The sequence below is a fragment of the Streptomyces sp. NPDC048516 genome, from assembly GCF_043199875.1.
Taxonomy (GTDB): domain Bacteria; phylum Actinomycetota; class Actinomycetes; order Streptomycetales; family Streptomycetaceae; genus Streptomyces.
This window is the reverse complement of the sequence record NZ_JBICWS010000005.1, coordinates 1-25,242: the sequence shown is the minus strand read 5'-3', so window position 1 is coordinate 25,242 and position 25,242 is coordinate 1. Positions and strand designations below refer to the sequence as shown.

Here is a 25,242-nt window from a genome sequence, read left to right as displayed (position 1 = left end):
GAGGTCTTCGGCTTGGTCACCCGACAGTAGTAGGCTCGCGCCGTTTGTTGACGGAACACCACCCCCGTGCGCCGGGGTTGACGTAGGGGAGGCCATGCGCTTTCGCGGGAAGTCGGTCCGCCGGAAGATCGTGGCGTTGCTGCTCGTACCGCTGGTGTCCCTGACGTGCCTGTGGGCGTTCACGACCTATATCACCGGGCGTGAGGCGAACCAGCTGCTGGACGTCGGCAACGTCGTGAAGAACCTGGGCTATCCGGTCGAGGACGTCATCCAGGCCCTCCAGCGGGAGCGCCGGCAGAGCCTGCTGTACCTCGCCGACCGGCGCGGCGCCAACGCGCTCGACGAGCTCCACCGGCAGACCCGGGCCACCGACGAGGCCGTCACCCAGCTGCGCGCCGGCATCGACCTGCGCGACATCCGCGAGGACCTGAGCCCCGGCAGCGCCGACCGGATGAACGGCGTCCTCAAGGGCCTGGGCACCCTCGGGGCGCTGCGGGCCCAGGTCGAGGACAACACCGTCTCCCGCGACGAGGCCATGGAGAGCTACAACTCCCTCGTCGACCCCGGCTATGACTTCCTCGCCTCGCTCCATGCCCTGGAGAACGTGGAGATGGACAAGCAGGCCCGGATGCTGGTCAACCTCACCCGGGCCCGGGAGGCGGTCTCCCGCGAGGACGCCCTGATGTCCGCGGTGCTCCTCTCCGGCAGCATGAGCAAGCGCGATCTGCGCGCGCTGTCCGACCGGGTCGCCGAACGCCGGGTCCTCTACAGCACCGGCCTGCCCGGCCTCCCCGCCAAGGACCGCGGTCTCTTCGAGGACTACTGGCGCTCCGCGAAGGCCCGCGAGCTGACCTCGTACGAGGACCGGGTGATCGCGGCCGGCGCACAGGACGGACCGCGTGCGGTCAATGCCGAGCGCTGGAACAGCGCGGCGGGCAAGGTGCTCGGCGACCTCCAGCGGATGGACAAGGACGCCGGGGACCGCTACCAGGAGCGCGTCGCTCCCGCCGCCATGAACGTCCTGCTCAAGGCCGCCATCGCCGGCGTCCTCGGCTTCGTCGCGCTGCTGGTCTCGGTCGTCGTCTCGTTCCGGATCGGCCGCCGGCACGTGCGGGATCTGATCCGGCTGCGCAAGGCCGCCCATGACGTCTCCGGGGTACGGCTGCCCAGCGTGATGCGCCGGCTGGCGGCCGGCGAACAGGTCGACGTGGAGACCGAGGCGCCCCGGCTCACCTTCGGACCGGACGAAACCGGCCAGGTCGGGCAGGCCCTGCACACCCTCCAGCGGGCCGCGATCGAGGCCGCCGTCAAACAGGCCGAAATGCGCCGCGGCGTCTCCGAGGTGTTCGTCAACCTCGCCCGCCGCAGCCAGGTCCTGCTGCACCGCCAGCTGACCCTGCTGGACGCCATGGAACGGCGCACCGAGGACACCGGCGAACTCGCCGACCTCTTCCGGATCGACCACCTGACCACCCGTATGCGGCGGCACGCGGAGGGCCTGGTCATCCTCTCCGGCGCGGCTCCCTCCCGGCAGTGGCGCAAACCGGTCCAGCTGATGGACGTGGTGCGCGCGGCGGTCGCCGAGGTGGAGGACTACGAGCGGATCGAGGTGCGCCGGCTGCCGCGGCTCGCGGTGGAGGGCCCCGCGGTATCGGACCTCACGCACCTGATAGCCGAACTCCTGGAGAACGCCACGGTCTTCTCCCCGCCGCACACCGCCGTCCAGGTCCTGGGCGAGCGGGTCGCCAACGGCTACACCCTGGAGATCCACGACCGCGGGCTGGGCATGGCCCCCGACCTGCTGCTGGAGGCCAACCTCCGGCTCGCCGAGACCCCCGAGTTCGAGCTGTCCGACACCGACCGGCTCGGCCTGTTCGTGGTCAGCCGGCTCGCCCAGCGGCAGGATGTACGGGTCTCCCTGCAGCCCTCGCCGTACGGCGGCACCACCGCCGTGGTCTTCATCCCGGCAAGGCTCCTCACCGACGCCGCCGTCGGCGGCCGGGAGGACGACGGCCGCCCGGCACCGGACTCTTTGGCCGGCGGCCCCGTCGGCAATGAACTGGAGCACGCGGCGGGCAAGCTGGCCGCACTCTCCCAGGAGCAGTCACCGTACCGGCGGGAGCGGCGCACCCCGTCCGTCATCGACGGACCGGTCGAACTCGAGGCGCCGCTCGGCCCGGACGAGCCGGTCCCGGCCGACGACGAGGACGCGCCCTTGCGGAAGCGGGGCCGCGGCGGCAGCCGGAAGAAGCCCGCCATCCCGGGCGGCCCGGCCGCCGCACCGCGCGGCATCGCACCGGTGCCGCCCGTCCCCGACGGTGAACAGCATCAGCAGACCCAGGACCAGGCGCCCGGCGGGCTGGCCCCGCTGCCGCGCCGCCCCCGCCCGCCGGTGCTGGTCTCCGACCACGGCAGAACCGTCGACGACCGTGACGGGAACAGGAGCGGGAAGCGGGCCGAGGACGGAGCCCGGACCGCCGAGGACCGGGAGACGCCCGCGCCCACCACGGCCAAGGGCCTGCCCCGCCGGGTACGGCAGGCGAGCCTCGCCCCCCAGCTCAAGGCCGACGCCACCGGGCAGACCGAAACGCAAGGGCGGGCGGCGCAGGACGCGGACGACCGCGACGCGGAGGCGGTCCGTGCCCGGATGGCCTCGCTCCAGCGCGGCTGGCGGCGCGGCCGCCGCGACAACGGCGAGGACCCGCGCGCGACCGGAACGCCACCGGGCGAGGACCCGGCAGCCGGCGACACGGCGCCTGCCGGCGACACGGCGCCTGCCGGCAGCACGCTCCCGGACACCGCCGGTCGGGACGTCACCGGCCCGGACACCACAGACCCGGGCGCCACAGACCCGGGCGTGGTAGGCCCGGGCGTCACAGACCCGGGCGCCCGTGACACAGTCACGCAGCACGGCAACAGCACAGGCACCACAGCACCACCAGGAACCACATCGGGAGGGGACGGTCCATGACCGCACCGAAGGCAGCAGCTTCCACCGCACCGGTCTCGGAGAAGGGATCCGGGGAGCTGAACTGGCTCCTGGACGAGCTGGTCGAGCGGGTCGGCTCCATCCGCAAGGCACTGGTCCTCTCCAGCGACGGCCTGGCCACCGGGGCCTCGAAGGATCTGACCCGCGAGGACGGCGAGCATCTGGCCGCGGTCGCCTCGGGCTTCCACAGCCTGGCCAAGGGCGTCGGCCGGCACTTCGACGCGGGCCACGTCCGGCAGACCATGGTCGAACTGGACGAGGCGTTCCTGTTCGTCAGCGCGGCCGGCGACGGCAGTTGCCTGGCCGTACTGGCCGACGCCGACTCCGATGTCGGGCTGATCGCGTACGAGATGACGCTGCTGGTCAAGCGCGTGGGAACGCACCTGGGCACCGCGCCCCGGTCCGGCCTTTCCACCTGAGCACGACGACGGTGACGCCATGAGCGAGCGCGGCGAGCGAAGAAGCGAGAGGTGCGCGCCGCGCGAATGCGAGGCCGAGCGAAGCGAGGTTTCGGCATGAGCGAGCAGGACGGCCGGCCGGCCCGGGCACGGGAGGCGGCCCGCTGGTTCGACGACGACGCGGGCCCTGTCGTCCGGCCGTACGCCATGACCCGCGGGCGCACCCGTACGGCCGCGGAGGGCCGCCTCGATCTGATCGCGCTGGTGATCGCCGAGAGCCGTGCGCAGGAGACGGTCGACGACCAGAGCCTGTCGCCCGAGCATGTCGAGATCGTCGAGTGGTGCCGGGAGGAGCCGCTGTCGGTCGCCGAGCTGGCGGCCGAACTCGACCTGCCGGTCGGCGTCGTACGGGTCCTGATCGGGGATCTGCTGGATGCCGAACTGGTCCATGTCAGCCGGCCGGTGCCGCCGGCCGAGCTGCCGGACGAGAAGGTGCTGCGCGAAGTGATCGACGGCCTGCGCGCGCTGTGACCCGCCGGGCCCGCCGGCCGCCGCCGGCCGCCGCCGCCCGGATTCTTCCTGGGCGGGCGCCGGCCGCTGCCCGGCCCACGCGTCCGCCCTGGGTAGGGAGACAGGCACCGCCCGGGCTCCGGTCCGTTAGGCCCGGGCGGGGTGGCCGCCGCGGCGAGTGCCCCGGGTACGGTGCCTGGTGAGCGCTTGTGAGCAGCTGAGCGCTTGTCAGCAGGTGAGCACTTGTCAACAGGAGGAGATCCGCCCCCATGGCCACGGACGAGACCACGGCACCCGTTGAACACCTGGAGATCCAGGCCGGCCCGCACACCTACGACGCCCTGGCCTGCGGCCCCACCGACGGCGCGCTCGTCCTGTTGCTGCACGGCTGGCCCGAGTTCGCCGACTCCTGGAGCGCCGTGCTCCCCGCCCTCGGCGCGGCCGGCTACCGCGCCGTCGCCGTCGACCAGCGCGGCTACTCCCCGCGCGCCCGCCCGCCCCGGATCGCCGACTACGCCGTCCCCGAACTCGTCGCCGACGCCCTGGCCTTCGCCGACTCCCAGGGGGCGGACCGCTTCCACCTCGTCTCGCACGACTGGGGCGGCATGGTCGCCTGGGCGCTGGCCGGCGCCCACCCCGAGCGGCTGAAGTCCCTGACCGTACTGGCCACTCCGCACCCGGACTCCCTCAACCGGGCGGCCGCCGAGGACCCCACCCAGCACCACCGCCTCGACTACGTCCGCTTCTTCCGCCGCGACGACGGCGCCGCGGAGACCGCACTGCTCGCCGACGACGCCGCCCGGCTGCGCGCCGCCTACGCCGGCAAGGTGCCCGCCGCCCTCGTGGACGGCAATGTCCGCCGGCTCTCCGCCCCGGGCGCGCTCACCGCCACGCTGAACTGGTACCGCGCCCCGGAGTCGGTCATCTCGGTGCCCGCGGGCCGGATCACCGTCCCCACCCTCTTCCTGTGGGGCAGCGAGGACACCGCACTGGGCCGCGGCGCCGCCGAGTCCACGGGGGAGTGGGTGGACGGCCCGTACTGCTTCGAGGCCCTGGAGGGCGCCAGCCACTGGCTGCCCGAAGAGGTCCCCGAGGTGGTCACACCCAAGATCCTCGACCACCTCCGGCAGTACGCCTGACGCCGTGGCGGCCGGCGCCCTTTGGGGCGGCTCGGCCGCCTCTGACCCGTGGTGTCCCCCCACCGGCGTCCCCGGCGTGACGCATCTCAAGTGGGCGCCGTGCCGAGCACGTTGTACCGTTCCCTTGCGCCTGCTGCCCCGTGCACCGCCGCCCGGGTGACAAGCGTGAGCTCCACCCGTATACACGGCAATTCAGGAGAAGAATCCCATGGCCTTCGGGCGATCCGATCGCCGCCGACGGTCCGCCGCCGTCGAGCCGGTGACGCTCAAGATCCTGGTCGCGGGCGGATTCGGGGTCGGTAAGACCACCCTGGTCGGTGCCGTCAGCGAGATCAAACCACTGCGTACCGAGGAGCGGCTGACCGAGGCGGGGCGGCCGGTCGACGACCTTGACGGGGTGGAGACCAAGACCACCACCACCGTCGCCATGGACTTCGGACGGATCACCGTCCACGAGGAACTGGTCCTGTACCTCTTCGGCACCCCGGGGCAGGACCGCTTCTGGTTCCTGTGGGACGAACTGGCCCGGGGCGCACTCGGTGCGGTGGTACTGGCGGACACCCGGCGGCTGGCGGACAGCTTCGCCGCCATCGACTACTTCGAGCGGCGCGGTCTGCCCTTCACGGTCGCCGTCAACTGCTTCGACGGCGCCGACCGCTACCCGCCGGAATCCGTACGCGACGCCCTGGACCTCGACCCCCAGGTGCCGGTGATGCTGTGTGATGCCCGCCGCAGGGACTCCGCGCGGGATGTGCTGGTCTCCGTCGTCGAGCATGCCAGGGAAGTCGGCGCCCGCCGCCGGGAGCCCGCGCTTCCCTGACGGGGCGCGGAGGTACGGCCCGTACCCCGCCGTCCGGGATACGGGCCGCACGTCTGCGCGCCGCCGGCGCCGCTACCCCGCCGAGCCGTCCTCGGCCAGCCAGCCGAAGCTGCGCTCCACGGCCCGGCGCCAGTTGGCGAACTCGCGGTCACGGGTCTGCGCGTCCATCCGCGGTGTCCACTGCGTGTCCCGCTTCCAGTGGGTCCGCAGCTCGTCGAGGTCCTGCCAGACACCGGTCGCCAGACCGGCCGCGTACGCCGCCCCCAGACAGGTGGTCTCCGAGATCACCGGGCGGATCACCGGCACGTCCAGCACATCCGCCTGATGCTGCATCAGCAGATGGTTGGCGGTCATTCCCCCGTCGACCTTGAGCTGGGTGATCTGCACACCCGAATCCTGGAACATGGCGTCCACCACCTCCCGGGTCTGCCAGCTGGTCGCCTCCAGTACGGCGCGCGCCAGATGCGCCTTGGTGACGAAGCCGGTCAGACCGGTGATCACGCCGCGCGCGTCGGAACGCCAGTAGGGCGCGAAGAGACCGGAGAACGCCGGTACGACGTAGGCCCCGCCGTTGTCCGGGACGCTCTCCGCCAGCGGCTCGATCTCCTCGGCCGACGCGATGATGCCCAGCTGGTCGCGGAACCACTGCACCAGCGAGCCGGTGACGGCGATGGACCCCTCCAGGCAGTAGACCGGCGGTTCGCCGGCGAGCTGGTAGCCCATCGTCGTCAGCAGCCCGTGCTTGGACGGGACCGGGCGGTTTCCGGTGTTCAGCAGCAGGAACGAGCCGGTGCCATAGGTGTTCTTGGCCTCGCCGACGCCGAAGCAGGTCTGACCGAACACGGCCGCCTGCTGGTCGCCCAGAGCGGACGCCACCGGCACGCCGTGCAGTTGCCCCACGGCCGTGCCGTACACCTCGGCCGACGACCTGATCTCCGGCAGCATCGCGGCCGGCACGTTCATCGCCGACAGGATCGCCGGATCCCACTGGAGGGTCGCGAGGTTCATCAGCATCGTGCGGCCCGCGTTGGTCACATCGGTGACATGCACCCCGCCGTCGGTGCCACCGGTCAGATTCCAGATCAGCCAGGAGTCGATGGTGCCGAACGCGATCTCGCCGCGCTCGGCACGGGCCCGCAGCCCCGGCACCTCGTCCAGCAGCCAGGCAGCCTTCGGCCCGGAGAAGTAGCTGGCCAGCGGGAGCCCGGTGGCCTCACGGAAACGGTCCTGGCCGTCCGCGCCGCCCAGCTCCGCGCACAGCTGGGAGGTACGGGTGTCCTGCCAGACGATCGCGTGGTGCACCGGTCTGCCGGTGACCCGGTCCCACAGGACCGTGGTCTCCCGCTGGTTGGTGATGCCCAGCGCACTGAGCTGGTCCGCACGCAGCCCCGCCTCGGTGAGCGCCCCCGCCACCACGGCCTGCACCTTCGTCCAGATCTCGGTCGCGTCGTGCTCCACCCAGCCCGGCCTGGGGAAGATCTGACGGTGCTCTCGCTGGTCGACGGCGACGATCGCCCCGTCGTGATCGAAGATGATGCAGCGGCTGGAGGTGGTGCCCTGGTCGATCGCGGCTACATACTTCCCGGTCTTCCCGGTCTTCCCGGTTCGCTCCGTCATGCCGTCACGCCTCCTGAAGTCCTGGTGAGTGGGTGCAGCGGGGCCCGAGATCCGGGCCGAGGCCTGGGGCCCCGGGCCCGGGCCACCCGGGCGGACACGCCCCGGCCGGGGTCAGGCCGGGGTCAGAACGCCGCGTTGTAGACCAGGCCGGACAGCACCGCGCCGATCAGCGGCCCGGCCACCGGGATCCAGGAGTAACTCCAGTCCGAGGAACCCTTGTTGGGGATCGGCAGCAGCGCGTGCACCAGACGCGGTCCGAGGTCACGGGCCGGGTTGATGGCGTAGCCGGTGGGCCCGCCCAGCGACAGCCCGATCCCGACGACCAGCAGGGCGACCAGCAGCACATTGATCCCGGAGCCGTAGACGCCCACGTGCTCGCCGGGGACCTGGCCGATGCCGATGCCCGGGTTCCGGCCGAAGAACAGCAGCGGCAGCACCAGACCGATGGTGGCGATGATCTCGGTGACGAGGTTGGCGGCGGGCTTGCGGATCTCCGGGCCGGTGGAGAAGATCCCCAGCGTCGGCTGGGCCTTGTCCCGTTCCGCGTTGGCGGCGAACTGCGCGTAGTACAGCGCCCAGGCCAGTACGGCCCCGATCGCGGCGCCGGCCATCTGGGCCAGGATGTACAGCGGCACCTTCGACCACTCGGTGCCGCCGGCGACCGCCGAGCCGAGCGTCACCGCGGGGTTGAGATGCCCGCCGGACAGCGGCGCCGCGGTGTAGGCGCCGGCCAGTACGCCCATGCCCCAGCCGAAAGCGATCACGACCCAGCCGGCGTCCTTCGCCTTGGAATAGTGCAGGGTGACGGCGGCGCACACGCCGGCTCCGAAGAGTATGAGTATCGCGGTGCCGATCACTTCACCGACGACGATGTCCCCATTGGAATACATGGCGGCTCCTTGGCCCTCGCCCGGGGACGTCCCCCGGTCCTCCGTGCAGGGTGCGTGCCACCGGCGGGCAGCGGACAGCCGCTGCCACCCGGCCGGGGTGCCTGAGTGCGGCGATGCCGACTGGCATCCGGAAGTGTTCACCGGTGATGAGGGGGCGTCAAGGTCGCACACAGCGGGGGCTGCGGACGGGTGCCGACGGGTGCCGACGGGTGCCGACGGGTGGAGCGGGCGCGTGTGTCCCCTCGTCCGCGGGTTCTCACGCCACGCCCGTCCACCACGGTCACGGCATACCGCGCCGCCGGGTCACCGCACCGCGACCACCGCCGAACCGTGCCCGAACAGCCCTTGGTTGGCGGTCACCCCCACCCGGGCATCCGCCACCTGCCGCGCGCCCGCCTGCCCCCGCAACTGCCAGGTCAGCTCGCAGACCTGGGCGATGGCCTGGGCCGGTACCGCCTCCCCGAAGGAGGCCAGACCACCGCTGGCATTCACCGGCAGCCGCCCGCCCAGCGCCGTCGCCCCGTCGCGCAGCAGCTTGGCCGCTTCACCGGCGCCGCACAGTCCCAGGTCCTCGTACCACTCCAACTCCAGCGCGGTGGACAGGTCGTAGACCTCGGCCAGGGACAGATCCTCCGGCCCGATCCCGGCCTCCTCGTAGGCGGTGCGCGCGATCGACGCCCGGAAGCCGGTCTCCGGCTCGGGAACGGCGGCCGCGGAATCGGTGGCGATATCCGGCAGGTCCAATACGGTCCGCGGATAACGCGGGGTGGCCGTGGAGACCGCGCGGATCCGCACGGGATCCGTGACGCCGTGCCTCCGGGCGAAGTCCATGCTGGTCAGGACCAGCGCCGCGGCGCCGTCGGAGGTGGCACAGATGTCCAGCAGCCGCAGCGGATCGCAGACCACGGCCGACGCGACGACCTCCCGCGCGGTGACCCGCTTGCGGTAGCGGGCGTACGGATTGGCCGCGCCCGCCGCCGAGTTCTTGACCTTCACCTGCGCGAAGTCGTCGGTCGTGTCACCGTACAGCGCCATCCGGCGGCGCGCGTACAGCCCGAAGTACGCCGGGTTGGTGGCACCCAGCACCCGGAACCGGAGCCAGTCGGGATCGTCGGGCCGGTCGCCGCCCGCCGGGGTGAAGAAGCCCTTGGGCGCGGCGTCGGCGCCCACCACCAGGGCCACCTCCGCCATCCCCGAGAGGATCTGCGCCCGCGCGGCGCCGATGGCCTGTGCGCCGGATGCACAGGCGGCATAGACACTGGTCACCCGGGCGCCCTGCCAGCCCAGCGCCTTGGCGAAGGTCGCGCCCGCCACGTAACCGGGATAGCCGCCGCGTACCGTGTCCGCGCCGACGATGCTCTGCACGGCGCGCCAGTCGAGCCCGGCGTCCGCAAGAGCCTCCTTGGCCGCCTTGGTGCCGTACTCGACGAAGCTGCGCCCCCACTTGCCCCACGGGTGCATACCGGCGCCCAGTACGGCCACGTCGTCGGGTATGGCCACGTCGTCGGGTGTGGCCACGTTGCCGGGTGTGGCTACGTTGCCGGGTGTGGCTACGTTGCCGGGTACGGTCATGTCTCCGACTGCGGCCATGTCTTGGGCGACTGCGGCCATGTCTTGGGCGACTACGGCCGAGTCCTGGGCCGTGACTGTCGCGTCCTGGGCTGTGACTGTCGCGTCTTGGCCCGTGACTGTGTCGCCGGGGGCGCTGCTTCCGCGGCTATCCGGGCTTCCCCCTACCCGCCGCCCACCCGCGCCCTTGGTTTTTTCCCCGCCGCCCACCCCCCTTCGGGGGGTGGGCGGGTGTAGAGATGCGGTTTCCGCCCGCGAGCCGGCGCTCGCGGCCTCCACGGCACCGGCCGCAGCCCCCGCGGCCGTCATGCCCCCCGGGTCCTGCTCGCACGGCCGCCAATGCCACGTCGTCCGGACGCCCCCGTCGTCCCTCTCGTCCCCGGCGACGGTCCCGGGAACCAGCTCGACCTCCGTGCCCACGCTGAGATCCGCGGCGCGGACGCCGGGCGCAGCCTGCCCGAGGACGACCATCCGTTCCTCCGCCAGCTCCACGGCGACCAAGGCGTACGGCCGCCACTCGGCCTCCGGATCGGAGACGTAGGGGGAGGGCGGACGGTAGCGCGCGTCGGTGTAGGACCAGACCGTGCCGCGCCGGGACAGCGGCACCTCCACCAGTTCGTCACCCCCGCACGCGGGGTTGCGGCAGAAGGCGTCCTCGCGGGGGAAGAACACCGCACCACAGGCCCGGCAGCGCGTCCCCAGCAGCCGGAAGTCCGCCGCGTCCTGATCGAACCACCCGGGCACCACCGGCTTCCGTGTCTGTGCCACAGACCCTCCCCGACCGCAGACCGCAGACCGACAAACCACGAAACGCAAAGGAACAATGCAACGAAGCGACGGAACACGACGGTTCCCGACGCGATTGACGAAACTGAGGGAACCGGAAGAACTGACGGGACGTCAGGAGTGTGCCACGCTGCCGCTCCGCGCGGAACCCCGGTACAGTCGCCGGGCGATCAAGCCGTTCACGAGGGGGAGCGCCCGTGACCGAAGCCGCCCGTACCGACGCCCGTCCCGCCCCCACGGAAGCTGCGACGCCCGCCGTACGGCTCACCGCCGTCAGCAAGGAATTCGGTCCGCTGCGTGCCGTCGACGGTGCCGAGCTCACCATCGGGGAAGGTGAGTTCTTCTCCCTCCTCGGCCCCTCCGGCTCGGGCAAGACGACCCTGCTGCGCCTGATCGCCGGTTTCGAACGGCCCACCTCGGGCCGGATCGAGCTCGCGGGGCGTGACGTCACGGCACTTCCGCCCAGCCGCCGCGACGTCCACACCGTCTTTCAGGACTACGCGCTCTTCCCCCACATGACGGTTGAGCAGAACGTCGCCTACGCGCTCACCGTCGCCGGGGTGCGCAAATCCGAACGCCTCGCCCGCGCCCGTGCGGCTCTGCGCACCGTACGCCTCGACGACCACGGCCCGCGCCGGCCCGACCGGCTCTCCGGCGGCCAGCGCCAGCGCGTCGCCCTGGCCCGCGCCCTGATCGACGACCCCGGGCTGCTGTTGCTCGACGAACCTCTCGGCGCGCTCGACCTCCAGCTGCGACAGGAGATGCAGCGCGAACTCCAGCGCATCCAGCGCGCCACCGGCGTCACCTTCCTCCTTGTCACCCACGACCAGGAAGAGGCGCTGACGCTCAGCGACCGCCTCGCCGTGCTCGACCGCGGCCGTATCGTGCAGACCGGCTCACCGCTGGAGATCTACGACCGTCCGGCCACCGCGTTCGTCGCGGGCTTCATCGGTACCACCAACCTGCTGCGTGACCAGGCGGCGGTCCGTGTGATCGGCGCCCCGGGCACGTACAGCCTCCGCCCCGAGCGGATCCGGATCGTCGCTCCGGACGGCCCGAACGGCGGCCCGAACGGCGGTCCGAACGGCGGCCCTAACGGTGCCCCGGGGCCGGGGGAGCGGTGTGCGCCCGGCAGGATCACCGAGATCGCGCACGTCGGTGCCCACACGCGCGTGGTGGTCCGCCTCGACGCCGGAGGTGACGAGCTCACCGTGGTGCGGCTGAGCTCCACGGATCTGCCGGACGCCGCCCGTCCTGGCGCCGCCGTCCATCTGCTGTGGAACGCCGCCGACGCCCTTTTGGTGCCCGCCTGAGGGATCGTCCCACGCACCGGGGCGCATCCCGGTTCCCGACGCGCTCTGGTGGCAGACGGTCAGCTTCCGGATACTGGCGGGGCTCGACAGCCGTGTGCGACAGCGGGAGTTCACCATGCGCAACGCGAATCCGTGGAAGGCCGCAGTGGCGGCCGGGGTCCTGCTGCTGGCCGTCGCCTGCGGCTCAGGCGACGGTGGAACGGACGGCGGGGGAGCCGCCGAACAGAAAAGCGTCGGCAAGGGCGAGGGCCGGGTCGACATCATCGCCTGGGCCGGATACGCCGAGGACGGCTCCAACGACCCCAAGGCCGACTGGGTGCACCCCTTCGAGAAGCGGACCGGCTGCAAGGTCAACGCCAAGACCGCCGGGACCTCCGACGAGATGGTCTCGCTGATGAAGACCGGCCAGTACGACACCGTCTCCGCCTCCGGCGACGCCACCCTGCGGCTGATCGCCGCCGGGGATGTGGCGCCCGTCAACACCCGTCTGGTGCCGAACTACCGCGACATCTTCAGCGGTCTGAAGATGCGCCCGTTCAACTCCAAGGGCGGGAAGATGTACGGCATCCCGCACGGCCGCGGCGCCAATCTGCTGATGTACCGCACCGACAAGGTCTCCCCGGCCCCCGACTCCTGGAAGGCCGTCTTCGACGGCGCGGCGAAGTACGCGGGCAAGGTCACCGCCTACGACTCGCCCATCTACATCGCCGACGCCGCCCTCTACCTGATGAAGGCCCGTCCCGCACTCGGCATCAAGGATCCGTACGCCCTGGACCGCGCCCAACTCGATGCCGCCGTAGCCCTGTTGAAGAAGCAACGACAGCAGATCGGCGAATACTGGAGCGACTACCAGAAGGAAGTCACCGCCTTCAAGGGCGGCGACAGCGTCCTCGGCACCACCTGGCAGGTCATCGCCAACACCGCCGCCGCGGAAAAGGCTCCCGTCAAGGCCGTCCTCCCCAAGGAGGGGGCCACCGGCTGGTCCGACACCTGGATGGTCTCCGCCAAGGCCGCCCACCCCAACTGCGCCTACAAGTGGCTCAACTGGATCGTCTCCCCGAAGGTGAACGCCCAGGTCGCCGAGTACTTCGGCGAGGCGCCCGCCAACGCCAAGGCCTGCAAGGAAACCGCCGACCCCCGTCACTGCGCCGTCTACCACGCCGATGACGAGGCCTACTACCGCCGCGTCCACTTCTGGACCACCCCCGTCCCGCAGTGCCTCGACGGCCGCAAGAACGTCACGTGCACGGACTACGCGGAGTGGACCCGCGCCTGGACGGAGATCAAGGGCTGAGGGGGCGCCCGGGTGTCCGCCACGAGCCATGAGCCCCGCGCCCGCGGCCGGCTCGCCGCACTCCTCACCCCGCCCCTGCTGTGGCTGGTCCTCGCCTACCTCGGCTCCCTCGCCGTCCTCCTGCTCTCCGCCTTCTGGACCACCGACCCCTTCACCTCGGATGTCGTCCACACCTGGACCACCGACAACTTCCGCGACATCCTCACCACTCCCGTCTACCGCACCGTCGCCCTGCGCACCCTCGAGATCGCCGTCGCCGTCACGCTCCTCGACGCCCTGCTCGCGCTCCCGATGGCCTTCTTCATGGCGCGGGTGGCGTCCGGCCGGCTGCGCCGCGCCCTGCTGGTGGCCGTACTGACCCCGCTGTGGGCCGGCTATCTGGTCAAGGCGTACGCCTGGCGGGTGATGCTCGGCGAGCACGGCATCGTCAACGCGGCACTCGCCCCGCTGGGACTGCACGGCCCCGGATACGGCACGGCCGCCGTCGTGCTCGTGCTCGCCTACCTCTGGCTGCCGTACATGATCCTGCCGGTCCACGCCGCCCTGGAACGGCTGCCGGCCCACCAGCTGGAGGCCTCCGCCGACCTCGGTGCGGGCACCGTACGTACCCTGCGCTCCGTCGTGGCCCCCGCCGTCCGTCCCGCGCTCCTGGCGGGTTCCGTCTTCACCTTCTCGCTCTCCCTCGGCGACTACCTCACTGTGCAGATCGTCGGCGGCCGCACCCAGCTCCTGGGCAATGTCATCGCCTCTCAGGTCACCCTCGATCTGCCGCTCGCGGCGGCGCTCTCCGCGGTCCCGGTCGCCCTCGTCGTCTGCTACCTCGCCGCCGTCCGCCGGGCCGGCGCGCTCGACTCGCTCTGACCGGTACCGAAGGAGGCAGCCGGATGCATCTCAGCCGTACCGCCCGGATCGTCCTCGGCTGCCTCACGGCCGCCGGTCTCACCCTGATCTACCTCCCCCTGCTCCTGGTCCTGCTCAACTCCGTCAACGCCGACCCCTCGTTCGCCTGGCCGCCCCGCGCGCTGACCGGCGAGTGGTGGAGCCGCGCCCTGCACAGCGCGGGCGCCCGCGACGCCCTGTGGACCTCGCTGCGGGCGGGCCTCGGCGCCACCGCCGTCGCCCTGGTCCTCGGCTCGCTCGCGGCCTTCGCCGTGCACCGCCACCGCTTCTTCGGACGGCAGACCGTCTCGTTCCTGATCGTGCTGCCGATCGCGCTCCCCGGCATCGTCACCGGCATCGCCCTCAACGCCGCCTTCCGCACCGTTCTTGCCCCGCTGGGCATCGGCTTCGGCCTCTTCACGGTCGTTGTCGGCCATGCCACCTTCTGCGTCGTCATCGTCTTCAACAACGTCGCCGCCCGGCTCCGCCGGATCGCCCCGTCCCTGGCCGAGGCCTCCGCCGACCTGGGCGCCCGCCCCTGGCAGACCCTGCGGTACGTCACCTTCCCGGCGCTGCGCCCGGCGCTGTTCGCCGGCGCCCTGCTGGCCTTCGCGCTCTCCTTCGACGAGGTCGTGGTGACCACCTTCACGGCGGGCGCGGGCACCAAGACGCTGCCGGTCTGGATCTACGAGAACCTGGCCCGCCCCCACCAGGCACCGGTCGTCGATGTACTCGCCGCGCTGCTGATCGCCCTGTCGGTCATCCCGGTGTACGCCGCCCAGCGGCTCTCCTCGGACAGCGCCGGCGGCCGGCTCTGAGCGCACGGCCGGTGCTCGGCAGCCGGCGGCCGGTTCCGTGCCGGCGGCCGTACGAGGCGCGGGATCCCCGAAAGGGTGACTCCGCAGACTTTCGCTGAACCGGACGCGGTCCGGCCGCGTCCCTGACAGCAGGGTCCGGGGCACGGGATCGACGGGGGTGATTCGGTGCCCCGGCCCGTCGGCGACGCGACGGCGGAGGAGAGCCCGGTCCACGGGCTCTCCTCCCGCTCGCCTTCGGCCGCGAGCCATGTGCCACGTGCCGCGAGCCATGTGCCATGTGCCACGAGTCACGAGTCACGAGTCACGAGTCACGAGTCACGAGTCACGAGTCACGAGTCACGACCCACGAGGGAAGCCAACGGCGTGCGCGGCCGGTCAGTGCCGGACGAGCGACCGCCGCGCGACCGGGAAGTCGAAGTAGGTGTCCGGAAACGTCTCCGGCGTGAAGGTGTAGTGCCACCACTCCTTGTCGTAGTTGACGAATCCGGCGCTCTCCAGGCCGTCCTTCAACAGCAGCCGGTTGGCCCGCTGTTCACCTTTGATCCGCGGGTCGAGGGTGTGCGCCAGGGTGTCGAAGCAGTCGAAGCCGGTGCCCATGTCCAGCGAATTGTCCGGAAAGCGGGCCGCCTTCGGGCCGTAGCACGAGGACAGCGGCTCCCCGGGGACATATGGCCGGGTGGGCAGGGCCGGCAGCCGCACCAGCGTCAGATCGAGGGTGCTGCCCCTGCTGTGCCCGGACTTCTCCGCTATATAGCCGTCCCGGAACAGCGTCGACTTGTCGACCCGCGGATAGAACTCGGCCTTCATCCGCTGGTCGCCGAGGTCCTTGGCCCAGGCCACGAAGTGGTCCACCGCGCGCTGCGGCCGGTAGCAGTCATAGACCTTGAGGGAGTATCCGCGACGCAGGAACGAGCGCTGCGCCCGGTGCAACGCCCGTGCCGCGTCCCGGGTCAGCAGGCACATCGGCGCCCGGTAGCCGGTCACCGGCACCCCCATGAAGTCGTGCGGGGTGAAGTAGCGCATCTCCTGGATGACGGTGGGGTCCACGTCCCGCAGCGCGACGAACTCCTCCGGCGCCTTGGGGTCGTTGACCGGCCGCGATGACGGCGCCGGACGGTGCGGGACGGTGTCCGCCGCCGCACCCGAAGGAACAGCGGCCACAGTGATCAGCGCGGCGGCAGCGGCAGCAAGGCCGCGCAGCGCGGCAGCAAGTCTCGGCATGGCCCCCGTTTAGCAGGTGCGGCCGGGCGGAGGGAAGCCCCGCCGCACAACTGCTCACCTGCGCAACCCATCCGCCGTGTAGCCCGCTCCGCCTCCGCCGCGCAGCCCGCGCCGCTTCCACCAGGCCCGCGCCGCTTCCCCCCGGCCCGTTACGGCCCCACCTCGTCCTCCAGCCCCCGCACCCGCACCGGATACCCCACCGCGCCCCCGTCGCGCCGCTCCACGATCACCCGGTCGCCCTCCCGCCGCGACGTGAACCGCTCCACCGTCGGCCGCTGCCAGCCGTCCCCGGCGTCCGGCACCACCAGCCCGCTGCCCCCGCGCCCGGCCACCGGCGCCCACACCTCCAGCTGGGTCCCGCCGTCCGCCCCGGTCACCGGCAGCACCGCACCGGCCCTTGCCAGCACCGGTATCCGCGACAGCGGCGCCTCCACCCACACCTGCCCGGGACCGTCGTACGCCCGCCCGGTCGCGGTGTCGTACCACCGGCCGCGCGGCAGCCGCACCGGCCGCCGGGTCACCCCCGCCGCCAGCGCCGGCGCCACCAGCAGCGCATCCCCCAGCAGAAACGCGTCCTCGCAGTCCCGCAGCGCCCGATCCCGCGGCGCGCTCCACCACACCGGCCGGACGTACGGCGCGCCGGTGAGCCGCGCCAACTGGCCCAGCGTCCCGAAGTAGGGCAGCAGCCGCTGCCGTTCGCGCAGCGCCGTACGGGCGTGCCCCAGCACCTCGTCCCCGTACTCCCACGGCTCCCGCCGCCCCGCGCCGAGCGCCGAATGGGTACGGAACAGCGGCAGGAAGGCCCCCAGCTGGAACCACCGCAGATACAGCTCGGGGGAAGGCACCCCGGAGAACCCGCCGATATCGGGACCGCTGTACGGGACGCCGCACAGCCCCAGCCCCAGCACCAGCGACAGCGAGGCCCGCAGCCCCGCCCAGCCCGTCGCCACATCGCCCGACCAGCTTCCGCCGTAGCGCTGCAGCCCCGCCCACCCCGAACGGGAGAAGAGGAACGGCCGCTCGGCAGGACGCAGTTCGCACAGCCCCTCGAAGCCGGCCTGTGCCATGGCCAGGCCGTAGACGTTGTGCGCCTCCCGGTGATCGCCGCCCCGGCCCTCCAGGGCGTGCCGTGCCGAGCGCGGCAGTGTCCGCTCCCCGAACGCGGCGAAGGAGACCGGCTCGTTCATGTCGTGCCACACGCCGGAGAAGCCCTGCGCCAGCCGTTCCGCGTACAGCGCCCCCCACCACTTTCGCGCCCGCGCATCGGTGAAATCCGGGTACACCGACTCGCCCGGCCACGCCACCCCGCGCACCTCCCGCCCGCGCGCGTCCCGTACAAAGGCATCCGCCGCCGCCCCGCCCTCGTACACCGTGTCCCCCGGCTCCGCCTTCACCGCCGGATCCACGATCGACACCAGCCGCACCCCGTCCGCCCGCAACTCCCGCGCCAGACCGGGCAGATCCGGATAGCGCTGCCGGTCGACGGTGAAGACCCGGTGCCGGTCGTAATGGTCGATGTCCAAATGGACGGCGGACAGCGGAAGCCCGCGCTCCTTGTAGCCCGCCACCACCCGGCGCACCTCGGCCTGGCCGCCGAAGCCCCAGCGGGCGTGCTGGTATCCCAGCGCCCACTGCGGAGGCAGCGCGGGTGCTCCGGTCAGCGCCGTCCAGCCCTGGAGCACCCGGGCCGGGGTACCCGCCAGCACCCAGTAGCGCAGCGGTCCGCCGTCCATCCGCACCTCACAGGTGCCCGGCCGGTCATGACCCGAGCCCGCACCCTCCGCGCCCTCGCGCAGTGTCACCCGGCCGTCCCAGGAGTTGTCGTGGAAGACCAGATGCGTACCGGCGTCCGCCACCACCAGCTGCACCGGCATCGTCAGCGACAGCGGATCGTCCCCCGGCGCGAAGGCGCCGCCCGGATCCGTGTTCCACAGCCGGTACGCACCGTCCCGCAGCCGCGGCCCGTGCGCCCGGCCGCCGAGCCCGAAGAACCGGGCATCGGCGGCGACCTGTGCCCGCTGCACCCAGCGCGAGGCGCCGCCGTCGGGCCGTTGGCCCGCCCCCTTTGCTTGTGTACGGTCCCACCAGCGCGGCGGGAACTCCCGCCGCAGCACCGCCCCGCCGGGCGTCCGCACCTCCACCGCACCGTGCCGGGACACCACCACCAGCACCCGCTCGGAGACCACCCGCCAGCCGCCCTCGGTGTCGGGTTCCAGCACCGCCCGCGCGTCCACCTCGGGGCACGCCCCGGCCAGCGCGTACGACGGCTCCGGTCCGGAGCCCTCCCAGCCGCAGAACACCGCACCGCCCGAGGCCACCCGCACCCGCAGCGACGACCGCTCGAAGTGGATCAGCCCGCCGCCCGGCTGGGGCTCCGCACCACGAGCCGCCCCCGGCACCCGCGCCCGCTCGGCGCTGTGCCGCGGCAGCGCCAGCGCATCCGCCCGCCGCGCCCGCCACGCCGTACGCACGGACCGTAGCCCCTGCGCCGGCCCGACCGCCCTGACCATCCGTACCGACCGCACCAGATCCCGCCCGTCCATGCCGGTCAGCCTGCCATTGACGGCCGGGTGCGCGGGCACCGTTCAACTGCCGTTCACCTGCGCAGGGTCACGCTCGGCCACCCTCGGGCCCGCAGATCGTCACCCGATGGCCGAATCCCGCCGTATGTCCCACCACGACTCCCGAAACCGGCCGGCGGCACGTGCCGGCACCACACCCGCCACCCCCCGAATGTGGGCAGCCCACCCTGGTGCACGAGTCGATCACATGGCATCGTCCAGGCAAGCCGTGTCACGCGCACACGCCCACCGACTGGGCCGGGGGAACCTCACCGCCGTGCGCGCCCGACGCCCACGACGCGTACCGCCCGGGAGCCGCATCATGACCACCGCACCGCAGTCCGCCCCGCAGCCGGAACCCCTCTGGCAACCAGGCCCGGACCGGATCGCCGGCGCACAGGTCACCCGCTTCCACACCTGGGCCGCCGCGCACCACGGCGCGCCCGCACCCACCCCCGGCGACCCCGCCACGAGCTACGCCGCCCTGCACCGCTGGTCCGTCGATGACCTCCCCGCCTTCTGGCAGGCCACCGCCGAGTGGTTCGACGTCCGCTTCGCCACCCCGTACGAGACCGTCCTCGCCGACCGCGCGATGCCCGGCGCCCACTGGTTCCCCGGCGCCACCCTCAACTACGCCGAACACGCCCTGCGCGCCGCCGAGGACCCGGCCCGCGCCGGCGACCCCGCGCTGCTGTACGTCGACGAGACCCATGAGCCCACCCCGGTCACCTGGGCCCAGCTGCGCGCCCAGGTCGCCTCGCTGGCCGCCGAACTCCGCCGCCTCGGGGTCCGCCCCGGCGACCGGGTCAGCGCCTACGTCCCCAACATCCCGCAGGCCGTCGTCGCGCTCCTCGCCACCGCCGCGGTCGGCGGCGTATGGACCTCCTGCGCCCCCGACTTCGGCGCCCGCAGCGTGCTGGACCGCTTCCAGCAGATCGAACCCGTCGTCCTGTTCACCGTCGACGGCTACCGCTACGGCGGCAAGGAGCACGACCGCCGCGACACCGTCGCCGAACTCCGCGCCGAGCTGCCCACCGTGCGCGCCGTCGTCCACATCCCGCTGCTCGGCACCCCCGCCCCCGAAGGCGCCCTGAACTGGTCGGAGCTGACCTCGAAGGACACCGAACCGGTCTTCGAGCAGGTCCCCTTCGACCACCCGCTGTGGGTCCTGTACTCCTCCGGCACCACGGGCCTGCCCAAGGCCATCGTCCAGTCCCAGGGCGGCATCCTGCTCGAACACCTCAAGCAGACCGGCCTGCACTGCGACCTCGGCCCCGACGACCGGTTCTTCTGGTACACCTCCACCGGCTGGATGATGTGGAACTTCCTCGTCGCCGGCCTCCTGGTGGGCGCCACGATCGTGCTCTACGACGGCAGCCCGGGCCACCCCGACATCTCCGCCCAGTGGCGGGTCGCCGAAACCACCCGCGCCACCGTCTTCGGCACCTCCGCCGCCTACGTCATGGCCTGCCGCAAGGCCGGCATCCACCCGGCCCGCGACCTCGACCTCTCCGCCGTCACCTGCGTCGCCACCACCGGCTCCCCGCTCCCGCCGGACGGCTTCCGCTGGCTGCACGACTCCTTCGCGGAGAGCGGCGCCGACCTGTGGACCGCCTCCGTCAGCGGCGGCACCGACGTCTGCAGCTGCTTCGCCGGCGCCGTCCCCACCCTCCCCGTCCACATCGGCGAACTCCAGGCGGCCTGCCTGGGCACCGACCTGCAGGCCTGGGACCCCCAGGGCAAACCGGTCATCGACGAGGTCGGCGAGCTCGTCGTCACCAACCCCATGCCCTCCATGCCCACCCGCTTCTGGAACGACCCCGACGGCACCCGCTACCACGACAGCTACTTCGACATGTACCCCGGCGTCTGGCGGCACGGCGACTGGATCACCGTCACCTCCCGCGGCAGCGTCGTCATCCACGGCCGCTCCGACTCCACCCTCAACCGCCAGGGCGTCCGGATGGGCTCCGCCGACATCTACGAAGCCGTCGAACGGCTCCCGGAGATCCGCGAATCCCTGGTCATCGGCCTGGAACTGCCCGACGGCGGCTATTGGATGCCACTCTTCGTCCACCTCGCCCCCGGCGCCACCCTCGACGACCCCCTGCGCGACCGCATCAAGCGCACCATCCGCGAACAGCTCTCGCCCCGCCACGTCCCCGACGACATCATCGAGGCCCCCGGCGTCCCGCACACCCTCACCGGCAAGCGCATCGAGGTCCCCGTCAAGCGCCTCCTCCAGGGCACCCCGCTCGACAAGGCCGTCAACCCCGGCTCCGTCGACAACCTCGAACTGCTCCGGTTCTACGAGCGGGTGGCCCGCGACCGCACCGCCGACAGCGGGCAGTAGGGGCGGCGCCTCCCCGGTCGGACCGCGAGCCCGGCCTGATCGGGAGAAACCCACCAGCCCCCGCCGCACCGGACCGCCAGGGCACCCGCGCCCTCCGGTCCGGCGCCGGACCGCATTGTCAGACCCCCCGATTACTCTCAGTGACAAGTGATATCCGGCCGCCACCGCTCACACCGAGCCGGCGCATCTCACTCAGGGGGAGTCATGACCTTCGCATCCCGGCCCACCGACCCGTCCGCCGCCCGCCGCGCACTACGCCGCGAAATCCCCAGCAGCGCCGCCGTCCTGGCCGACGAACGGGACTTCACGGCCATGCGCCGCTACCCCACCTTCCCGTTCGACGACCACCGCAGCTACCTCCAGCAGGTGGAGATCCTGCTGCGCGGCCTCGCCTCCCAGGGTGTGCTCACGACCCTCAGCCTCTTCGACCCGGCCGCCTACGAGAAATACTGCGCAGACCTCGCCCTGGACCCGGACCGTCCCGACAGCCGCAGCCGCTACACCGCCGAAGCCGCCCGCACCGGCGCCACACTGACCTACCAGGGCGAACCGCTGACCGAGCTGCTGCCGCTCCTCGTCGAAGAAGCCGACCGCCGGGCGACCTGGGACCACGCCTCGGGCGTACTGGCCCGCGCCGGCAGTTGCGAGGAGTGCGGCGAAGACCTCGCCCGCGTCGCCTTCGCCCGCGCCACCCAGGCCCTCCAGGAGCTACTGGCCTCGCTCGGCGACGGTACCCACCACCTCGTCTGCTCCGTCGCGGCCGGCGAGCCCTCCCTCCTGGCCGTCCTGCACGCCACCAGCCGCGACGGGACCCGGCCCCAGCTCGCCGAATCCCAGACCCTCGTCTTCTGCACGGTCCTCGCCGCCGGCTTCGCCCTGCGCAGCCCCGGCGGCCTCGTCTCCCGCACCACCGCTCCCGCCGCCCGCGACGCCACCGGCGACCGCACCCATGACACCGTCCGCGGCTGGACCCTCGGCGACTCCTGGCCCCGCCCCCTCGGCGCCGCCGAAGTCTTCACCGCCTACTGCACCGACGCCGACACCGGCGAACCGATCCCACCCGAGCACGGCGTCGACTACGCCCCCGGCCTCCCCCTCACACCCCCACCCGACCCGCACCACCACTGACCTGGCCACCCACCCGGCGCCCCCACAAACACCATGGCCGCCCCGCCACAAGGGCGGGACGGCCATCAACACTGCTGACTCCTGCGACGCGACGCGCCGCGCGGGATCACTCTCCGGAGAGAACCGCCTGCGCGGCAGCCCGCGCATCGTCGGCGGTATCCGCGGCACGCGCCGCGGCCGCCGCCCGCTCGCACTGCGCCAGCGTGTGCTTGGACAGCGTCGCCCGTACATACGGAATCGACGCCGCCCCCATCGACAGGCTGGTGACACCGAGCCCCGTCAGCACACACGCCAGCAGCGGATCCGAGGCCGCCTCACCACAGACACCACAGCTCTTGCCCTCGGCCTTCGCCGCCTCGGCCGAAGCCGCCACCAGGTCCAGCAGCGCCGGCTGCCAGGGGTCCTGCAGACGCGCGACGGCACCCACCTGACGGTCGGCGGCGAAGGTGTACTGCGCCAGGTCGTTGGTCCCCAGCGAAAGGAACTCCACCTCCTGAAGAATCGACCGCGCCCGAAGCGCCGCGGACGGAATCTCCACCATCGCCCCGAACTTCGCCCGCAGCCCGGCCTCCCGGCAGGCATCCGCGAACGCCTTGGCGTCGATCCGGTCCGCCACCATCGGCGCCATGACCTCGAGGTAGACCGGCAGCCCCTCGGCCGCCCTGGCCAGCGCCGTGAGCTGCGTACGCAGCACATCCGGATGGTCGAGCAGGGTCCGCAGCCCCCGCACACCCAGCGCGGGGTTCGGCTCATCGCCCGGCGTCAAGAACTCCAGCGGCTTATCGGCCCCGGCGTCCAGAACGCGCACGACCACGCGGCCCTCCGGAAACGCCTCCAGCACCGTCCGGTACGCCTCGACCTGCTTCTCCTCGGACGGCGCCTTCTTGCTGTCGTCCAGGAACAGGAACTCCGTACGGAAGAGCCCGACACCCTCCGCCCCGGCCTCGACCGCCGCCGGCACGTCACCGGGACCACCGACATTCGCCAGCAGCGGCACTTTGTGCCCGTCGGAGGTGGCACCCGGACCGGACGACGCCGCCAGCGCCGCCCGCCGCTCCGCCGCGGCCTGCTCCAGCGCCGCCCGCTTCTCGGCGCCCGGCTCGACAAAGACCTCACCGGTGCTGCCGTCGACGGCGATGACCGTGCCCTCGACGAGCTCGCCGGCGCCCGGGAGCGCGACGATGGCCGGCACCCCCAGCGCCCGCGCAAGAATCGCGCTGTGGCTGGTCGGCCCGCCCTCCTCGGTCACGAACCCGAGCACCAGCGTCGGGTCCAGCAGCGCGGTGTCGGCCGGCGCCAGGTCCCGCGCGATCAGCACATACGGCTCGTCGCTGTCCGGCACACCCGGCATCGGCACACCCAGCAGCCGGGCGACGATCCGGTTGCGCACATCATCGAGGTCGGCCACCCGGCCCGCGAGGTACTCACCGGCGCCCGCAAGAAGCGCCCGGTAGGCGGCGAACGCGTCGTACACACCACGCTCTGCGGTGGAGCCGACGGCGATCCGCCGCTCGACATCCGCGATCAGCTCGGGGTCCTGAGCCATCAGGGCCTGGGCCTCCAGCACGGCCTGCGCCTCGCCGCCCGCCAGGTTCCCCCGCGCTATCAGGTCAGCAGCGACAGCCTCCACGGCCTGGCGGGCACGCCCCTGTTCGCGCTCCGCCTCGTCCGCCGGAATCTGCTTGGCCGGCGGCTCCAGGACCGCCGTACCCATGTGCCGCACCTCGCCGATCGCCACGCCGTGGCTGACGCCGACGCCTCGCAGCGTTGTCTCCATTGCACCCGTCTCCGGTTGATGCGGCGGTCCGAGCCGCCGCGATGGATGTCGTACCTGCCGTTCGGGACGGCGCCCCGCTACTGCCAGGAGAAGAGCTGGTCGCCCGCCTTGATGTCCCCGGCCTCGCTCACCTCACCGAGCGAATCGGCAGTGGCCTCCAGCGCGACGACCGGGCACACCGGCGACTTCCCGGCCTCCTCGACCGCGGCCGGGTTCCAGCGCACGATCTCCTGCCCGCGAGCGACGGTGTCACCCTTGTTCACGAGCAGCTCGAAGCCCTCGCCATTGAGCTGAACGGTGTCGATACCGAGGTGGGTGAGCACGCCGTGCCCCTCGGAGTCGACGACGACGAACGCGTGCGGGTGCAGTGATACGAGAACACCGTCCACGGGCGAAACCGCAGCAGACGGCTCACGTACCGGATCGATGGCGGTACCGGGACCCACCATCGCTCCGGAGAACACCGGATCGGGCACAGCCGCGAGTCCGATGGCGCGTCCGGCAAGAGGGGACGTCACGGTGGTCATGGGAAGCCTCCCAGGGGTGGAGATTCATCAGGCCGCCGTCACTACCTGTCCTGGACGGCGCGCCGTTCAGAAGCGTAAGTCATAAGAACTGACGGTTCCGCATGAGAGACGCCGGTTGCCCACCGCGCGTCACGGCGAATCGATTTGCCTCGCCCACAGCAGAGCTGTACTGTCTGAGACCTGCCCCGGACAGCCAGGACGCAATCAACTGCGTCCGGTTGAGGTGGGCGGCACTCCCAGCGTCTTGATCGCGACTCAAGAATTGCGCGCCTCTGCATTCCTGCAGAAAAGCAGCGGTTCGAAAGCCGGAAAAGGCCTGATAGAGTGTGAAACACCGAAGGGAAGCGCCCGGAGGAAACCCGAGAGGGAATCCCAAGGAAGCGTCCGTTCCTTGAGAACTCAACAGCGTGCCAAAAGTCAACGCCAGATATGTTGATACCCCGTCCACCGGAAACATCCGGGGGATGAGGTTCCTTTGAAAGCCCACCACGGCCCGAGCGGTCGGGGTGGCACACACAGCGAGGACGCTGTGAACGACCGGACCTATTCCGTCTGGTTGTTCCGCTCTCGTGTGTGTTCACCGGATTACCGGTAAACATTCACGGAGAGTTTGATCCTGGCTCAGGACGAACGCTGGCGGCGTGCTTAACACA

Annotated in this window: 18 protein-coding genes and 1 pseudogene; 11 read left to right on the top strand and 8 right to left on the bottom strand. The window is 72.1% G+C overall.

Going from position 1 to position 25,242, the window contains the following annotated elements:
* Positions 1-94: 94 nt before the first annotated feature.
* The 5 genes from ACGFR7_RS11865 (at position 95) to ACGFR7_RS11845 (ending at position 5,856) form a co-directional block, all read left to right on the top strand.
* Positions 95-2,971 (top strand): nitrate- and nitrite sensing domain-containing protein, encoded by a 2,877-nt coding sequence (locus ACGFR7_RS11865; RefSeq protein WP_393316602.1) that lies wholly within the window; start codon positions 95-97, stop codon positions 2,969-2,971.
* Positions 2,968-3,408 (top strand): roadblock/LC7 domain-containing protein, encoded by a 441-nt coding sequence (locus tag ACGFR7_RS11860; protein ID WP_350249547.1) that lies wholly within the window; start codon positions 2,968-2,970, stop codon positions 3,406-3,408. The genes ACGFR7_RS11865 and ACGFR7_RS11860 overlap by 4 nt, the downstream gene beginning before the upstream one ends.
* A 96-nt stretch (positions 3,409-3,504) precedes the next feature.
* Complete coding sequence (locus ACGFR7_RS11855; protein ID WP_393316599.1) at positions 3,505-3,918, top strand: DUF742 domain-containing protein; 414 nt, start codon at positions 3,505-3,507, stop codon at positions 3,916-3,918.
* Positions 3,919-4,166: 248 nt separating this feature from the next.
* Complete coding sequence (locus ACGFR7_RS11850) at positions 4,167-5,036, top strand: alpha/beta fold hydrolase (RefSeq protein ID WP_393316597.1); 870 nt, start codon at positions 4,167-4,169, stop codon at positions 5,034-5,036.
* A gap of 208 nt (positions 5,037-5,244) precedes the next feature.
* Positions 5,245-5,856, top strand: coding sequence for an ATP/GTP-binding protein (locus ACGFR7_RS11845; RefSeq protein ID WP_393316594.1), 612 nt, complete (start codon positions 5,245-5,247; stop codon positions 5,854-5,856).
* Between the two features lie 72 nt (positions 5,857-5,928).
* On the opposite strand, the gene glpK is transcribed toward ACGFR7_RS11845, so the two are convergent.
* The 4 genes and pseudogenes from glpK to ACGFR7_RS11825 form a co-directional block, all read right to left on the bottom strand.
* On the bottom strand, positions 5,929-7,473 hold the full coding sequence (glpK, locus tag ACGFR7_RS11840) for a glycerol kinase GlpK (protein ID WP_393316591.1): 1,545 nt from the start codon (positions 7,471-7,473) through the stop codon (positions 5,929-5,931).
* Between the two features lie 122 nt (positions 7,474-7,595).
* Entirely contained in the window at positions 7,596-8,363 is a 768-nt protein-coding gene (locus tag ACGFR7_RS11835; RefSeq protein WP_393316588.1) for an MIP/aquaporin family protein, read from the bottom strand.
* Between the two features lie 303 nt (positions 8,364-8,666).
* Entirely contained in the window at positions 8,667-9,857 is a 1,191-nt protein-coding gene (locus ACGFR7_RS11830; protein WP_393317579.1) for a lipid-transfer protein, read from the bottom strand.
* Positions 9,858-10,262: 405 nt separating this feature from the next.
* A pseudogene (locus tag ACGFR7_RS11825) lies at positions 10,263-10,700 on the bottom strand (Zn-ribbon domain-containing OB-fold protein); the annotation flags it as partial.
* Positions 10,701-10,915: 215 nt separating this feature from the next.
* Between ACGFR7_RS11825 and ACGFR7_RS11820 the strand changes: the two are divergent.
* From ACGFR7_RS11820 to ACGFR7_RS11805, 4 genes are all read left to right on the top strand, one after another.
* Positions 10,916-12,031 (top strand): ABC transporter ATP-binding protein, encoded by a 1,116-nt coding sequence (locus tag ACGFR7_RS11820; RefSeq protein ID WP_393316585.1) that lies wholly within the window; start codon positions 10,916-10,918, stop codon positions 12,029-12,031.
* A gap of 115 nt (positions 12,032-12,146) precedes the next feature.
* Positions 12,147-13,325, top strand: a complete 1,179-nt coding sequence (locus tag ACGFR7_RS11815) for an ABC transporter substrate-binding protein (protein ID WP_393316582.1) — start codon at positions 12,147-12,149, stop codon at positions 13,323-13,325.
* A 12-nt stretch (positions 13,326-13,337) separates the two neighbouring features.
* Positions 13,338-14,186 carry an ABC transporter permease gene (locus ACGFR7_RS11810; protein WP_393316579.1) on the top strand — a complete coding sequence of 283 codons (849 nt, stop codon included), beginning with the start codon at positions 13,338-13,340 and terminating at the stop codon, positions 14,184-14,186.
* A gap of 23 nt (positions 14,187-14,209) precedes the next feature.
* Entirely contained in the window at positions 14,210-15,022 is an 813-nt protein-coding gene (locus tag ACGFR7_RS11805) for an ABC transporter permease (RefSeq protein WP_393316576.1), read from the top strand.
* Positions 15,023-15,397: 375 nt separating this feature from the next.
* Here ACGFR7_RS11805 and ACGFR7_RS11800 read toward each other — a convergent pair whose 3' ends face one another.
* Together ACGFR7_RS11800 and ACGFR7_RS11795 are read right to left on the bottom strand one after the other, a co-directional pair.
* Positions 15,398-16,243 (bottom strand): M15 family metallopeptidase, encoded by an 846-nt coding sequence (locus tag ACGFR7_RS11800; RefSeq protein ID WP_393316573.1) that lies wholly within the window; start codon positions 16,241-16,243, stop codon positions 15,398-15,400.
* Positions 16,244-16,392: 149 nt separating this feature from the next.
* Positions 16,393-18,786, bottom strand: a complete 2,394-nt coding sequence (locus ACGFR7_RS11795) for a TIM-barrel domain-containing protein (protein WP_393316570.1) — start codon at positions 18,784-18,786, stop codon at positions 16,393-16,395.
* A 340-nt stretch (positions 18,787-19,126) separates the two neighbouring features.
* On the opposite strand from ACGFR7_RS11795, the gene ACGFR7_RS11790 reads away from it, so the two are divergent.
* Positions 19,127-21,157 (top strand): acetoacetate--CoA ligase, encoded by a 2,031-nt coding sequence (locus ACGFR7_RS11790; RefSeq protein WP_393316567.1) that lies wholly within the window; start codon positions 19,127-19,129, stop codon positions 21,155-21,157.
* A gap of 204 nt (positions 21,158-21,361) precedes the next feature.
* A complete protein-coding gene (locus tag ACGFR7_RS11785) occupies positions 21,362-22,285 on the top strand; it encodes a hypothetical protein (protein ID WP_393316564.1) in 924 nt (307 codons plus the stop codon).
* A 106-nt stretch (positions 22,286-22,391) separates the two neighbouring features.
* Here ACGFR7_RS11785 and ptsP read toward each other — a convergent pair whose 3' ends face one another.
* Both ptsP and ACGFR7_RS11775 read right to left on the bottom strand, forming a co-directional pair.
* On the bottom strand, positions 22,392-24,062 hold the full coding sequence (ptsP, locus tag ACGFR7_RS11780) for a phosphoenolpyruvate--protein phosphotransferase (protein ID WP_393316561.1): 1,671 nt from the start codon (positions 24,060-24,062) through the stop codon (positions 22,392-22,394).
* Positions 24,063-24,139: 77 nt separating this feature from the next.
* The gene (locus ACGFR7_RS11775; RefSeq protein ID WP_311627675.1) at positions 24,140-24,589 is read right to left on the bottom strand and encodes a PTS glucose transporter subunit IIA; all 450 of its coding nucleotides are present in this window, start codon (positions 24,587-24,589) and stop codon (positions 24,140-24,142) included.
* Positions 24,590-25,242: the final 653 nt, after the last annotated feature.